General features: G+C 72.4%; 11 protein-coding genes and 1 pseudogene. 6 read left to right on the top strand and 6 right to left on the bottom strand.

Annotated features, from left to right (window positions below):
• Window positions 1-292: 292 nt before the first annotated feature.
• The 4 genes from ACFRFC_RS23935 to ACFRFC_RS23920 are packed head-to-tail and all read right to left on the bottom strand — an operon-like array spanning window position 293 to window position 4222.
• Window positions 293-1519, bottom strand: a complete 1227-nt coding sequence (locus ACFRFC_RS23935) for an ABC transporter permease (protein WP_382692876.1) — start codon at window positions 1517-1519, stop codon at window positions 293-295.
• Window positions 1516-2355: an ABC transporter ATP-binding protein gene (locus ACFRFC_RS23930; RefSeq protein ID WP_382692874.1), complete on the bottom strand. Its 840-nt coding sequence runs from the start codon at window positions 2353-2355 to the stop codon at window positions 1516-1518. The genes ACFRFC_RS23935 and ACFRFC_RS23930 overlap by 4 nt, the downstream gene beginning before the upstream one ends.
• Entirely contained in the window at window positions 2352-3662 is a 1311-nt protein-coding gene (locus ACFRFC_RS23925) for a peptidoglycan-binding protein (RefSeq protein WP_382692873.1), read from the bottom strand. Before ACFRFC_RS23925 ends, ACFRFC_RS23930 begins: the two co-directional genes overlap by 4 nt.
• The gene (locus ACFRFC_RS23920) at window positions 3659-4222 is read right to left on the bottom strand and encodes a hypothetical protein (RefSeq protein WP_382692872.1); all 564 of its coding nucleotides are present in this window, start codon (window positions 4220-4222) and stop codon (window positions 3659-3661) included. The genes ACFRFC_RS23925 and ACFRFC_RS23920 overlap by 4 nt, the downstream gene beginning before the upstream one ends.
• A gap of 122 nt (window positions 4223-4344) precedes the next feature.
• Here ACFRFC_RS23920 and ACFRFC_RS23915 point away from each other — a divergent pair, with 122 nt between their 5' ends.
• Both ACFRFC_RS23915 and ACFRFC_RS23910 read left to right on the top strand, forming a co-directional pair.
• Window positions 4345-4998, top strand: a complete 654-nt coding sequence (locus tag ACFRFC_RS23915; protein WP_382692871.1) for a response regulator transcription factor — start codon at window positions 4345-4347, stop codon at window positions 4996-4998.
• A gap of 4 nt (window positions 4999-5002) precedes the next feature.
• Window positions 5003-6169, top strand: coding sequence for a sensor histidine kinase (locus tag ACFRFC_RS23910; RefSeq protein ID WP_382692869.1), 1167 nt, complete (start codon window positions 5003-5005; stop codon window positions 6167-6169).
• A gap of 36 nt (window positions 6170-6205) precedes the next feature.
• Here ACFRFC_RS23910 and glgX read toward each other — a convergent pair whose 3' ends face one another.
• Window positions 6206-8326: a glycogen debranching protein GlgX gene (glgX, locus tag ACFRFC_RS23905; RefSeq protein ID WP_382692867.1), complete on the bottom strand. Its 2121-nt coding sequence runs from the start codon at window positions 8324-8326 to the stop codon at window positions 6206-6208.
• A gap of 250 nt (window positions 8327-8576) precedes the next feature.
• On the opposite strand from glgX, the gene ACFRFC_RS23900 reads away from it, so the two are divergent.
• The 4 genes and pseudogenes from ACFRFC_RS23900 to ACFRFC_RS23885 all read left to right on the top strand — a co-directional run bounded on the left by ACFRFC_RS23900 (window position 8577) and on the right by ACFRFC_RS23885 (window position 12965).
• Entirely contained in the window at window positions 8577-9410 is an 834-nt protein-coding gene (locus tag ACFRFC_RS23900; protein ID WP_382692878.1) for a Tat pathway signal sequence domain protein, read from the top strand.
• 72 nt (window positions 9411-9482) lie between these two features.
• Window positions 9483-10792: pseudogene (locus ACFRFC_RS23895) on the top strand (copper amine oxidase).
• A 103-nt stretch (window positions 10793-10895) separates the two neighbouring features.
• Window positions 10896-12143: an SAV2148 family HEPN domain-containing protein gene (locus ACFRFC_RS23890; RefSeq protein ID WP_382692877.1), complete on the top strand. Its 1248-nt coding sequence runs from the start codon at window positions 10896-10898 to the stop codon at window positions 12141-12143.
• Window positions 12144-12248: 105 nt separating this feature from the next.
• On the top strand, window positions 12249-12965 hold the full coding sequence (locus ACFRFC_RS23885) for a 3'-5' exonuclease (RefSeq protein ID WP_382692865.1): 717 nt from the start codon (window positions 12249-12251) through the stop codon (window positions 12963-12965).
• A 261-nt stretch (window positions 12966-13226) separates the two neighbouring features.
• Here ACFRFC_RS23885 and ACFRFC_RS23880 read toward each other — a convergent pair whose 3' ends face one another.
• A complete protein-coding gene (locus tag ACFRFC_RS23880) occupies window positions 13227-14090 on the bottom strand; it encodes an aminoglycoside phosphotransferase family protein (RefSeq protein WP_382692864.1) in 864 nt (287 codons plus the stop codon).
• Between the last annotated feature and the right edge of the window lie 89 nt (window positions 14091-14179).

The following is a 14179-nucleotide window of genomic DNA, read 5'->3' as shown; positions in this document are numbered from 1 at the left end:
GCCCCACCCCGGTCCCACGGCGGCCTTAGCCGTCCCCACCCGGCCCACCCCGGCCCCACCCCGGCCTTAGCTGTCCCCACCGGGCCCCACCCCTGCCCCATCCGGCCCCCCGGCCCCAGCTACCCCACCCAACCCCACCCGTCGCCACCCCCCCACCCAGCCCGAAACCCTCCCCGGCCGGTTGGCCGGGGAGGGTAGGGGGTCCGGTCAGGGCCGGACCCGCACGGCGCCCCTCGCGGGGGATGGTCGAGGGGCACCCGTGATCGGGGGACGGTTCCCGTGTGACCGGGCGTCACGGCGTCGCCAGTGCCTCCGTCGGGGGCAGGCGGGCCGCGCGGACCGCCGGGTAGAAGCCCGCCAGCGCGCCGATGAGCAGGGTCGAGCCGACGCCCCCGGCCATCGCCCAGACCGGGACGACCGACGGCCAGCCCTGGTAGGACGCGTAGCCGATGGTCACGGCGATGCCCAGGGTCACCCCGCCGACCCCGCCGAGCGCGGACAGCAGCTGTGACTCGCACAGGAACTGATTGCGGATCTGGCCCCGGGTCGCCCCCAGCGAGCGGCGCAGCCCGATCTCCGAGCGGCGCTCCAGCACCGAGATGACCATCGTGTTGGCCACCCCGACCCCGCCGACCAGCAGCGCCACCGCGCCGAGGCCCAGCAGCAGCCCGCTCAGGGTGTCGTCGGTGGCCTCCTTCGCGGCGAGCACGTCGGACGGCCGCGACACCGCCACCTCGTCCGGCTTCTCCGGGTTGGCGGTGGCGCCCAGAATGCTCTGCACCTGGGAGACCCGCGCCTCCACGGCCCGTACGTGGATCACCGTCGGGTAGCCGTCGAAGGCCAGGTGCTCCGCCGCGTAGGGCCAGCCGACCAGGGCCTGGGTGTCCAGTTCGGGGGTGAGGACATTGGGCGCGAGCAGCCCGATCACGGTGAACCAGCGGTCGCCGAGCCACACCTGGACATCGGCTCCGGCCCGGTGCACCCCGAGCTGTTCGGCGGCGCGCGGGCCGAGCACCACGGACGGGTACCGGTCGTTGGCCGAGTTGAGCCAGCGGCCGTCGGTCAGTTCGGCACCGGTGGTCTCCGGCAGGTTGTTCCGCGCCGCGTACACGGCGATCCCGCTGGTCTCCGCCTCCGGGATGTGGTCGTTGCGGTACACCTTGGCGTCGACCTTGCCGAGCGCGCTCACCGACTCCACGTCGGGGATGTTCCCGACCATCTCCACCGACTCGGTGGGCAGATGGGAGGCGTCACCGCTGAGCGAGGGCCCCGGGGTGACCGACAGCAGATTGGTGCCCAGCGCGGCCAGCCGCCGGTTGAGATCCTCCGTGCTGGAGGTGGAGATACCTACCACGCCCACCATCGCCGCGATGCCGATGGCGATGCCCAGCGCGGACAGGAACACCCGCATCGGCCGGGCGCGCAGCCCGTACCCGCCCACCCGCAGCACATCGGCGGGGCTCATCCGGGCCGGGCGGGGCCGGTCGCCGCCGACCGCCCGGCGCCGCTCGCCGCTCATCGCGCCACCCCGGACCCGCTCGCGCCGCCCGTGCGACCCGTGCCACCCGGGCCACCGGAACCGCCCGTACCGCCCGCACCGATCGCCGGTGCCCCACTCGACGCGGCCGCCAGCTCCCGGCCAGCGACCGCGTCCCGGCCGCCGCCCACGTCCCGGCCCCCGGCGGCAGCCGAATCGTGTTCGATCCGCCCGTCCTTGAGCCGCACCTCGCGCGGCAGCGACGCCGCCACGTCCCGGTCATGGGTGATGACGACGACCGTGGTGCCCGCCTCGTTCAGCTCGTGCAGCAGCTCCAGCACGGTCGCCCCGGAGCGCGAGTCCAGCGCCCCGGTCGGCTCGTCGGCCAGCAGCAGCGGCGGATCGCCCAGCACCGCACGGGCGATGGCGACCCGCTGCTTCTCCCCGCCGGAGAGCTGATGCGGCTCGTGGTAGAGCCGGTGACCGAGCCCCACCCGGCGCAGCGCGGTCTCCGCCAGCAGCCGCCGCCGGCCGCGCGCAATGCCGCTGTAGAGCAGCCCGTCGGCCACGCTGTCCAGCACCGGGATGCCCGCGGTCAGATGGAACTGCTGGAACACGAAACCGATCGTCTTGGCGCGCAGCGCCGACAGCTCCCGGTCGCTCAGCTCCGCCACCGCGTGACCGTCCACCCGGACCTGGCCGGAGGTGGGCAGACTGAGCGTGCCCATGATGTTCAGCATGGTCGACTTCCCGGACCCGGAGGGACCGACGATCGCGACCAGTTCACCGCGCCCGATCACCAGATCCGTGTCGGCCAGCGCGACGACCTCCCCGTACCGCTGGGAGACCCCCGTCAGCTCGACGACGTGCGGCGTCACTTGGGCACCCCCACGTCCAGGCCCTCCTTGATGCCGGACCCCTTCACCTCGACCAGGCCACCCGCGAACATGCCCAGCTCCACCGACACCTGCTCGCTGCCGCCGCCGGGTGACGGCACCTCCAGCGCGTACCCGCCGCCCGGCCGTGCCGTCAGCGCGTTGACCGGCACCGCGAGGACGTCCCGGCGGCTGTCCGCCTCCAGGATCACGTCCACGGAGGCCGCCTGGTAGCGGCCCAGCTTGTCCTGGTCCTCGATCTTCAGCTGGACCGGGAGCGTCGCCTCGTCGGCGCCCTGGCCCTCGCCCGCGGCCGCGGATCCGGCCGCCGCGCTGCCCGGGGTGCCGATCCCGGTGACCTCGCCGAGCACCGTGGAGCCGTCCGGCAGCCGGACGGTGGCCTGGGAGCCCTCCTCCACCAGATCCTCGTGCTGCGGGTCCAGCTCCACGGAGACGATCCGCTCGGTGCCGGTCCAGGAGAGCACCTCGCCGCCGGCGACCGCGCCGGGCGAGGTGCTCAGCTCCGCGACCCGCCGCGCCCCGGACGCCACCACCGCGTCCCCGGGCCGTACGGTCCCGGTCTCCTCGGCGTTGAGATCCTCCTGCCAGTCCCGGACCGCGTCGGCGGTGCCCGAGGTGTACTCGTCGTTCACCTCGAAGCCGGTGTAGCCCAGCTCGGACAGATTGCGCTCCAGCAACTGCACATCGGCGCCCTCCACCCCGGGCTCCAAAGTCCGGTAGAACGGGATCGCCCCGTACAGCAGCGGCACCTTGCGCTCATTGACCCGGTACACGGTGTCCCCACGGGTGAGCGTGTCGCCCTCGCCGGGCACCCAGGTGATGAACTCGCCGTCGGCGGCGGGCGCCTGACCACCGGCCGCCTGTCCCGCCGCGGCGGCGGACGACCCGTCGGTGACGGCGGTCGGATCACCGTGCCCCAGCGTGCCGTCCACGGTCTCGGTGCTGGTCAGCGTCATCCGCTGGACCTTCGTCGTGGCGGCGGGCCCGTCCGGCGCGGAGGACGCGGAGGCGGTGTCGTCCCCGCTGAACACGCCGGTCGCGGCCAGCCCCGCGGCGGCGGCCACCGCTATCGCGACCACCACCAGCAGCGCGGTGCGCCGACGGCTGCGCCTGCGCCGCTCCACAGGCGGCTTCTCTGGGTCCTTGGCGTCCTTGGCGTCCTGGACGCCCGCCGGCCGAGGCTCCTCGGCGACGGCCGGCGCCCGATCCGTGTCGTCCTGCGCGACCGCCGGGACCCCGCCGGGCTCCACGACGGCCGGCAGGTGCCCGGTCTCGTCCTGCGTCGTCACTGGCCTCCGCCACCCTGGATCATCATGCCGCCGCCGGGCCACTTGTCCTGGCACGCGCTACGGGCCTGCTGGAAGGCCGGGTCGGCCATGCTCAGCCCGGCACCCGCGAAGTCGAGGCCCATCTGGCCGCCGTTGATCTCCGGGTCCGGGAAGTTGGGCACCCCGTTGGCCCGGATGCACTCCGCCCAGGCGGCCACCTTCGTGGGATCGAGCGGCTCGCCGCCCTGCTCCTGGCCCTGGGCCTGCGGTGCCTGGTCACGGCAGGCCTCCATGGCGCCCTGGAACTCGGCCGAATTGGTGTCGACGCCGCCCGCGTCCATGCGGACACCGCCATCAGCCTGCTGCGGGTCGGGGAACTCCGGCACGCCGTTGGCGCGCATGCACTCGGCGAACGCGAGAGCCTGGTCGAACTGGCTGTTCGGCGTCGCGGACGAGTCGGCGGCCACGTCGTCGGCGGCCTCCGACTCGCCGGAACAGCCGGTGATCAGCGCGCCCGTCAGCAGCAGGGATACGGGAAGAAGTACACGCCCGATCAGGGCGCGACGATGTGTGGAGAACATGCGGTGAGTTCTACGCCCGGCCCGGTTACACGCGGGGAACAACCGCGTCCACCTCTTTCACCCACCCCACCCGTTGTCACGCGTTATTCCCCTGTTATGGCCTGCGGGGCATCCTTGCCCGCATGAGAGTGCTGATTGTCGACGACCATCTCGAACTGGCCGAGACGATTGCCGCCGGACTGCGGCAGGAAGGCATGGCCATCGATCTGGCGCTGGACGGCCAGCAGGCGCTGGAACAGGCCACCGTGTACGACTACCACGTGATCGTGCTCGACCGGGACCTGCCGCTGATGCACGGCGACGAGGTCTGCCGGGCGCTGATCAAGCACGGCAGCCGGGCCCGTATCCTCATGCTCACCGCCTCCTCCACCATCGCCGACCGGGTCGACGGGCTGAGCCTGGGCGCCGACGACTATCTGACCAAGCCGTTCGCCTTCGCCGAACTCGTCGCCCGGATCCGCGCCCTGGCCCGCCGCGCCCACCCCGCCGTGCCCCCGGTGCTCACCCACGGCGATCTGTCGCTCTCCCCGGCCGAGCACACCGTCTGGCGCGGCGGACGCCAACTCGACCTCTCCCCGAAGGAGATGGCCGTACTCGAACTGCTGCTCGCCGCGCGCGGGGCGGTGGTCTCCGCGGAGGAACTCCTCGAACGGGCCTGGGACGACGCCACCGACCCCTTCACCAACACCGTCAAGGTGACCATCAGCCGGCTGCGCCGCAAGCTCGGCGACCCGCCCGTGATCGAGACGGTGCCGCATGTCGGATACCGGATCTGAGCCGGTGAGCCGGTTCCGTATCCGCTGGTCGGCCCGGCTCCGCCTCACCCTGCTCTACGGCACCCTGTTCCTCGCGTCCGGCGCGACCCTGCTGGCCGTCACCTTCCTCCTGGTGGTGCAGAGCCCCGCCTCCAAGGGCACCAAGCTCACGGCCACCAGCACCTGGCGCAACCCGGCGCTGCAAGAGATCTCGGCACGGGCCACGTTCGTCCTCGACCAGCAGCGCGAGGAGGCCCAGCGCACCCTGCTGACCCGCTCCGGGATCGCGCTGGGCGCCATGACCGGGATCTCCGGCGGCCTGGGCTGGGTGGTGGCCGGGCGGGTGCTGCGGCCGGTACGGGTGATGACCTCCCGCGCCCGGCGGATCTCCGCGCACAATCTGCACGAGCGGCTCGCCATGCCCGGCCCCCCGGACGACGAGCTGAAGAACCTCGGCGACACCTTCGACGGACTCCTCGCCCGGCTCGACGCGGCCTTCGACGCCCAGCGCCGCTTCGTCGCCAACGCCTCGCACGAACTGCGCACCCCGCTCACCCTGCAACGCACGGTGATCGAGGTCGCGCTCAGCAGCCCCGATCCCGACGTCAAGGCGCTGCGGGCGGTGTGCGAGCGGGCGCTGGCCATCGGGGAGGACCAGGAGCGGCTGATCGAGGGGCTGCTGACGCTGGCCAGCAGCCAGGGCGGGGTCTTCGCGACCGAGCCGCTGGACCTCGCCGAGATCGTCACCGGCGTCCTCGACGACCTCACGCCCACCGACCGCGCGGACGTCACCATGGACACGAAGCTCGCGGGCGCCACGACCGAGGGCAACGCCAGCCTGGTGGAGCGCCTGGTGACCAATCTGGTCGGCAACGCCCAGCGCTACACCAATTCCGGCGGCTGGATCCGGGTGACCACCGGCGTGCAGGGCGGCACCCCGCAGGTCCGGGTGGTGAACAGCGGCCCCGTGATCCCCCGCGAGTCCATCCCCCTGCTCTACCAGCCCTTCCAGCGCCTGGGCCATCGCTCGGCCCGCGCCTCCGGCCATGGCCTGGGCCTGTCCATCGTGGCCGCCATCGCCAGCGCGCACCGCGCCCGCATCCTCACCGAACAGGGCCCGGAGGGCGGCCTGGACATCACCGTGGCGTTCCCCCGCCGGGGCCAGGGCCTGTTCGAGCCACCGCCGCCGTGAGCGTGAGCCGATGAAGTGGCCGCGGGGGCGCGGCCCTCACGCAGGCCGCTGCAACACCGTCATGCTCCGGTCCACCAGCGTCAGCCGCTCGCCCGCCCGCACCTTGGGGCCCGTGCCGGGCGGCACCGGGTCGGGGCGTGCGGTGTCCACCACGATCTGCCACTGCTGCCCGTGGTCCACGGGCACCTCGAACTCCAGCGTGCGCGGCGAGGCGTTGAACAGCAGCAGAAAGGAGTCGTCGGCGATCCGCTCCCCGCGCGGCCCCGGCTCCGAGATCGCGCTGCCGTTGAGGAACACGGTCAGCGCCAGGGCGGGCGCCGAGTCCCAGTCCCGCTGGGTCATCTCCTTGCCCGAAGGGGTGAACCAGGCGATGTCGGACAGCTCGTCGTGGGTGCCCTCCACCGGCCGCCCGTGGAAGAAGCGCCGCCGCCGGAAGACGGGATGGTCCCGGCGCAGCCACACCATCGCCCGGGTGAACTCCAGCAGCCCCCCGTCGTCCGGGTCCGTCTTCCTCGGCCACCGCACCCACGCCAGCTCGCTGTCCTGGCAGTAGGCGTTGTTGTTGCCGTGCTGGGTGCGGGCGAACTCGTCGCCGTGGCTGATCATCGGCACCCCCTGGGACAGCATCAGCGTGGCGACGAAGTTGCGCATCTGCCGGGCCCGCAGCGCCCGTACCCCCGGTTCGTCGCTGTCGCCCTCCGCCCCGCAGTTCCACGACCGATTGTGGCTCTCGCCGTCCCGGTTGCCCTCGCCGTTGGCCTCGTTGTGCTTCTCGTCGTACGACACCAGGTCGCGCAGCGTGAACCCGTCATGGCAGGTGACGAAGTTGATCGAGGCCAGCGGACGCCGCCCGTCGTCCTGGTACAGATCGGAGGAACCGGTCAGCCGGGACGCGAACTCCGCGAGCGTGCGCGGCTCGCCCCGCCACAGGTCCCGCACCGTGTCGCGGTACTTGCCGTTCCACTCGGTCCACAGCGGCGGGAAGTTGCCCACCTGATAGCCGCCCTCGCCCACGTCCCACGGCTCGGCGATCAGCTTCACCTGGGAGACCACCGGGTCCTGCTGCACCAGGTCGAAGAACGACGACAGCCGGTCCACCTCATGGAACTGCCGGGCCAGCGTCGCCGCCAGATCGAAGCGGAACCCGTCGACATGCATCTCGGTCACCCAGTACCGCAGCGAGTCCATGATCAGCTGAAGCACGTGCGGCGAGCGCATCAGCAGACTGTTGCCGGTGCCGGTGGTGTCCATGTAGTAGCGGTGATCGGCCATCAGCCGGTAGTACGAGGCGTTGTCCAGGCCCTTGAAGGACAGCGTGGGGCCCAGATGGTTGCCCTCGGCGGTGTGGTTGTAGACCACGTCCAGGATCACCTCGATCCCGGCCTCGTGCAGCGCCTTGACCGCCGACTTGAACTCCAGCACCTGCTGCCCCCGGTCGCCCCAGGACGCGTACGCGTTGTGCGGGGCGAAGAAGCCGATGGTGTTGTAGCCCCAGTAGTTGTTCAGCCCCATGTCCACCAGCCGGTGGTCGTTCACGAACTGATGCACCGGCATCAGCTCCAGGGCCGTCACCCCGAGATCGGTCAGATGCCCGATGACCGCCGGATGGGCGAGCGCCGCGTAGGTGCCGCGCAGCTCCTCCGGCAGCCCCGGGTGCCGCATGGTCAGACCCTTGACATGGGCCTCGTAGATCACCGTGTGGTGGTACTCGGTCCGCGGCCGGCGGTCGTCGCCCCAGTCGAAGTACGGGTTCACCACCACCGACGACATGGTGTGCGGCGCCGAGTCCAGGTCGTTGCGCCGCTCCGGCGAGCCGAAGTGATAGCCGTACACCTCCTCGCCCCACCGCACCTGCCCGGCGACCGCCCGCGCGTACGGATCGAGCAGCAGCTTCGCCGAGTTGCAGCGCTGCCCGCGCTCCGGGACGTACGGCCCGTGCACCCGGAAGCCGTAGCGCCGGCCCGGCATGACGCCCGGCACATAGGCGTGCCGGACGAACGCGTCGGCCTCGCGCAGCTCCACGGCCGTCTCGGAGCCGTCGTCGTGCAGCAGACACAGCTCGACTCGGTCCGCGGCCTCCGTGAAGACCGCGAAGTTGGTACCGGCGCCGTCGTACGTGGCACCGAGGGGATACGCCTCTCCAGGCCAGACCTGCATGGTCACGACTCTTCCAGGTGCGGCCCCCAGCTGGGGGCGCCTTGCGCGCCGAGTCTCCACGAAAGTGAGGGAACCTCCCCTGACCCAGGTCCCTCTTACCGGGCGACCTGGCCCGCCGTGACCGGCGCGTCGCGCGGACGGCCGAGGCCGGCGCGCGACCGACCAGCGCCGTGCGCGGGGGCCGAACCCGATGGGGCAACACTCACTCCCGCGACACGAAGGGGGAGCAGGGGGAAATGTGCGCGAGATGATGCGCCGACACCTGGGCAAGGTGGTGGCCGGCGCGGGCATAGCCGTCGCCGGGACCGCCGCGATGGTCGCCGTCACGCTGCCGGGCACGGCCGGCGCCGACGACACACCGTCCGCCGCCCAGGGAACACAGCGGGCCGGGCAGGCCGAACAACCCGGACAGCCCGCCGACGGGGGCGCGGCGGGCGAGGAGAGCGGCGCGGTGGCACCCGGCACCGTCGAGGCGGCGCCCGAACAAGGCGAGCGCGGCAAGGGCCGCGACCCGCTCACCGACGACGAACTGCGCCGCGTCGAACAGATCGCGCTCGACCGGCAACTGCTGCGCTCCAGCGAGAGCGTGGAGGGGGACCGCGGCCCCGAACGGCTCGGCACCGACCTCGCCGAACCCGACACGGCCGACCTGGACAAGCCGGACGCGCCCCGCCGCGCCGACGTCTCGTTCTACGACTACAAGGACGACACCCTGGTCACCAGGACCGTCAACCTCGACACGGGCAAGGTCGAGCGGACCGGCACCCAGCGCGGCGTGCAGCCCCCGCTGACCCGCGCGGAGACGACGAGGGCGACCGAACTGCTGCTCGCCGACCCGCTCGGCGCGGGCCTGAAGGCCGACTACCAGGACGCCACCAGCAAGGCACTGACCTCCACCGACCAGCTGCGCGTGACCGCCATGGTGTACCGGGCCGCGCCCGGCGCCCGGTCCGCGGCGCTCGACACCTGCGGCGAGCAGCGCTGCGCCCGGCTGTTCCCGAAGGTGATCAATGGGCCCTGGATCGACGCCCGCTCCTTCGTGATCAACCTCAGCACCGGCAAGGTCGGCACGCTGAAGCCCTGACGGGACGTCCGCCTCCCTCCCCCCTCTCTCCGTTCGTCTTCCTCACTCCTTACGCAAGGGAGTAGTTCCTTCATGCGTGTCAACAGAATCAGCCGTGCCCGCACGGCCTCGGCGGGCCTCGCCCTGGCCGCCCTCACCGGCGGGCTCACGGCCGGTGCCGGACCCGCCGCCGCCCAGCCCCGCGCCGCCGCCCCGGCCCCCGCGTGCAGCGCCGCCTACCGCATCGAGCAGAAGCTCACGAGCGGCACCACCTGGCGGATGTGCTGGCGCTACGAGAGCAAGGCGGGCCTGGTCCTGGAGGACGTCTCCTACCAGCCCCCCGGCGAGACCAGGCCCATCAAGGTCCTGGGCAGCGCCAAGCTCGGCCAGATCCATGTGCCCTACGACGACGGCAAGAACGAGTACGACGACCTCACCAGCACTTCTTCGGCTCCGGGCTGCTGCCGCTGACCCCCGCCGAATGCCCCGGCGGAAAGATCCGCACGGTCCGCGTGCCCGAGGCGTGGGACCCGCAGAACGCGGACGTCAAGGGCCTGTGCACCACCACACGCGCGCGCGGACACGCGTACCGCATGCAGGGCGACACGGCCGGCAAGGTCTACCAGAAGCAGGGCACCGACCTGCTTGTGTACACGGTCAACCAGGTCGGCTGGTACGAGTACATCACCGAGTGGCGCTTCGCGGACGACGGCACCATCACCATGAACGTCGGCGCCACCGGCTCCCTCGCGCCCGATGACTACGACGCCGGTGACGGCCGTGGCTGGCCCATCGGCAAGGACGCCACGTCGTACGCCACCAGCCACAGCCACAATGTCTTCTGGCGGCTCAACTTCGGCCTGGACGGCTCCTCCAGGGCCCGCGTCGAGCAGTACGACTCCAAGGTGAGCCCGGCCACGGCCGGCCGCGGCCCGACCAACAGAACCACCCTCACCAAGATCACCAAGGAGCTGGCCGGGGACAGCAAGAACATGCGCTGGTGGCGCGTGGTCAGCAACACCGGCAAGAACAAGGACGGCCACCGCCGCTCCTACGAGATCGTCCAGGGCCCCACCAGCACGTACCCGGGCCGGTCCTTCTCCCAGCACGACGTGTACTTCACGCAGCACAACAAGTGCGAGCAGTTCGCCAGCAACAACCCGCTCGACTGCGGCACCGGCGCGGGCAAGAGTGTCGACAAATGGGTCAATGGCCAGACCCTCACCAACCCCGTGACCTGGGTCAACGTCGGCTTCCACCACATAGCGCGCGACGAGGACCAGCAGCCCATGCCGGTGCACTGGCAGGGCTTCTCCCTGGTCCCGAGGGACGTGACCGCTATGAATCCGCTCACGCCCAAGGAGCTGGCCGGTCAGAACGGTCAGGTCCGCGGCGGCCGTTGAGAAACGACCCTGTCCATCCGGCTGCACCGCCCACCGCTCCCGGAGTACCCTTCCTTGATCGTTGACACAGGGACAGCTCGGGGGAGCGGAAGGCGGTGCGCGGGTGGGCTCGGGTGGGCTGGAGTTGCCCCCTGGTGACGACCGTCACGAGGGCAACGCGGCGGATGTCCAGCCCGGCACGGTGTCCCTGGCCCGGCCGATGGGGACCGGGTCCATAGGCTCCGAGCTGGACTGGGGCGCCGAGCACTGGCTGGAGGTGCGTACCCGCGCCCAGCGCGCCGGCCGGGCCTACATCTGGCTGAACCTCGTCGAACAGCGGCTGCGCGCGGTGGTCTCCGCCCTGATCCGCCCGATCTACGAGCCCGTCCACGGGGATGACTGGGTGGTCGCCGCCGCCGGGCCCGCGGGCCAGGAATGGGTGCAGCGCGCGGTCGCCGTCCGCGAGGTCAGCCGCCGCAAGGGCTATCTGCTCGACCCGGACGACGACAACGTCCTCAGCTTCCTCACCCTCCCGCAGCTGCGCGAGCTGATGGTGCAGCACTGGCCGTGCTTCGAGCCGTACCTCGACGACCGCCGGGACGTCGAGCTGGCGCTCGACGAGTTGGAGGTCACCCGCAATGTCGTCTCCCGCAACCGCGCGCTGTCCCAGGCCGTGCTGAACCAGGCCGAGCGGGCCTCCGCCCGGCTGCTGGAGATGCTCGGCGCGGGCGGTGACGTGCCCTCCGCGCGACGGCTGCCGACGGACGCCGTGGAGGACCTGGTCGGCGACCGCTACGCGGACGTGGTGGCCGTCCACTCCGACCGGGTGCGGCTGCTGCGCCGGTTCCCGGCCGAGGACATCTTCGGCGGCGCCCGCCGCCTCGACGCCCTCGGTATCGGCCTGAACCTGCTGGTGCAGAACTTCTCCGGCCGCCGCCTGGTCCGCCTCGCCGAGGCCGGCTGCCGGGCCCGTCTGCTGTTCCTCAACCCCGCCTCCAGCGCGGTCAAGCGCCGCGAGCGCGAACTGGGCCTCAAGCGCGGCGAGCTGAGCCGCGCGGTGGAGATGAACATCCTGCACATGCGCCGGGTCCGCGCCCGGCTGCGCGACCCCGGCGCCTTCGAGATCCAGGTGTACGACGAGACCCCGCGCTTCACCGCGTACCTCGTCGACGGCGACGGCAGTGACGGCATCGCCGTCGTCCAGTCCTATCTGCGCGCCACCCGGGGCATGGAGGCACCGGTCCTGGTCCTGCGCAACAGCGGCCGCCTCGTCAAGCCCGACGACCCCGCTGACGCGGACGAGGGCGGTCTCTTCCCGACCTACCGCGAGGAGTTCGAACTGGCCTGGGCGGATTCCCGGCCGGTGTCGTGAACGGGGCGGGGGCGGCCAAGCGGAACCTGCTCCTCTGATTGTCAGTGCCCCGTGCGAAGGTGGAGATCACTGGGGGAGAGCACCACCAAGAAGAGGGGACCTGTCATGGCCTGGCACCGGGAGCTGCTGATCGGCTTCGACCTGGAGACGACGGGGACGGACCCGTGCGAGGCGCGGATCGTCACGGGCGCCGTGATCGAGGTCCGCGCCGGGCAGGTCCTGGGACGCCGGGAGTGGCTCGCCGACCCGGGCGTCCCCATCCCGCCCGACGCGGTCGCGGTGCACGGCATCACCGGCGAGCGCGCGGCGGCGGAGGGCCGCCCGGCCGACCAGGTGACCGACGCCATCGCCGCCGCGCTGACGACGTACTGGAAGACGGGCGTCCCGGTCGTCGCCTACAACGCGACGTTCGATCTGACGCTGCTCAGCGCGGAGCTGCGCCGCCATGGGCTGCCGTCGCTGCGCGAGCGGCTCGGGGGCGAGCCCGCGCCGGTCATCGACCCTTACACCATCGACCGCTGGGCCGACCGCTACCGGCGTGGCAAGCGCAACCTCGAAGCGGTCTGCGCGGAGTACGGCGTCCGGCTGGACGCCGCTCACAACGCGACGGCGGACGCGGTCGCCGCGGCGCGGCTCGCCCGCGCGATAGCCGTCCGGCATCCCAAGGTCGCGTCCCTCGGCCCGGCCGAGCTGCACCACCGCCAGGTGGAGTGGTACGCCGAATGGGCGGCGGACTTCCAGCACTTCCTGCGGGGGAAGGGGGAGGCGGGGGCGGTGGTGGACACGACGTGGCCGATACGGGAGCTCACGGGGACGGTTTGAGGGGGCGCGCGGGTCGTCCGGGTGCGGCTGAGGGGGGCGTGCGGGTTGTCCGGGTGCGGTTGAGGGGGCCGCGCTGGTCGTCCGGGTGCGGCTGAGTGGGGGCTGGTCGCGCAGTTCCCCGCGCCCCTGGGGGCGTTGGGGTTAGCCCGCCGCTATCTGGCGTAACTGCGGGCAGTCGTGCCGCAGGGCGGCACGGGTGGGCGCGGCGGCGCCCTGTCGCGCCGGGTTGCGTCACGCCCCGACGTGAGCCCTGACGCCGGTTCAGAAGGGGTACCAGCGCACCGACTCATCCCCCTCCCGCAGGGACCGCACGCGGCGGCGGAACTCCGCCAGGGCCGCGGGATTGGCGGGCGCATGCTGCGCCACCCACGCGCAGCTCGCCGTCTCCCGGGCCCTCCGCAGCACCCCGCACCCCTCCCACTCCCGTACATCCCACCCATAGGCCGAGACGAACGACTCGTAGTCGCCGGCAGACAGGCCATACCGGTCGCGCGACAGCGCCATCACCACCAGATCATGCTCACGCAGATCCGAGGAGAAGGTCTCCAGGTCCACCAGGACCGGCCCACCGGGCCCGACATGGACATTGCGCGGCAGCGCGTCCCCATGGATCGGCCCAGGGGGCAGACGCGGCGTCAGCCCAGCCGCAGCGGCAGCGAACCCGTCCCGCCGCTCCCGCAGATACGCCGCGTCCGCCGCATCGACCGCGTCCCCGGCCAGCCGCAGCCACCGTTCCACCCCACCCAGCAGTTCCCGCCGGGGAAGCGCGAAGGAAGGAGCGGGCAGTGCGTGCACCACCCGCAGCAGTTCGGCCAGATCCCGCGGCCCGGCGGCCCGTACGGCGTCCGGCAGCCGCCACCACACCGTCACCGGATGCCCCGCCACCAGCCGCGGCTCGGCCTCCGCGGCCCGCACCGCCGGCACCCCCGCGTCGGCCAGCCACCCCGCGACAGCCACCTCCCGCCGCGCCCGGTCGAGCAGCTCGGCGTCGCGCCCCACCTTGACGACCAGGTCACCGGCGGCGAACACGGCGTTCTCCCCGAGGGCGAGCAGCCGCGCGTCCCGCACCGGTCCGGGCAGCACCCCCGCCTGGCCCAGTACGTCCCGCGCCCGAGCCTCGTCCATCGTCCGCCTCCGTGATCGCTTCCCTGCCGCGCCGACCGGGGTCGTGTTCCCGCCACGCACCGGCCAGTGTCGCATTCGCACAGGTCACG

It is taken from the genome of Streptomyces sp. NPDC056734 (genome assembly GCF_042790455.1).
Lineage (GTDB): Bacteria > Actinomycetota > Actinomycetes > Streptomycetales > Streptomycetaceae > Streptomyces.
This window is presented reverse-complemented; position numbering and strand designations above follow the sequence as displayed.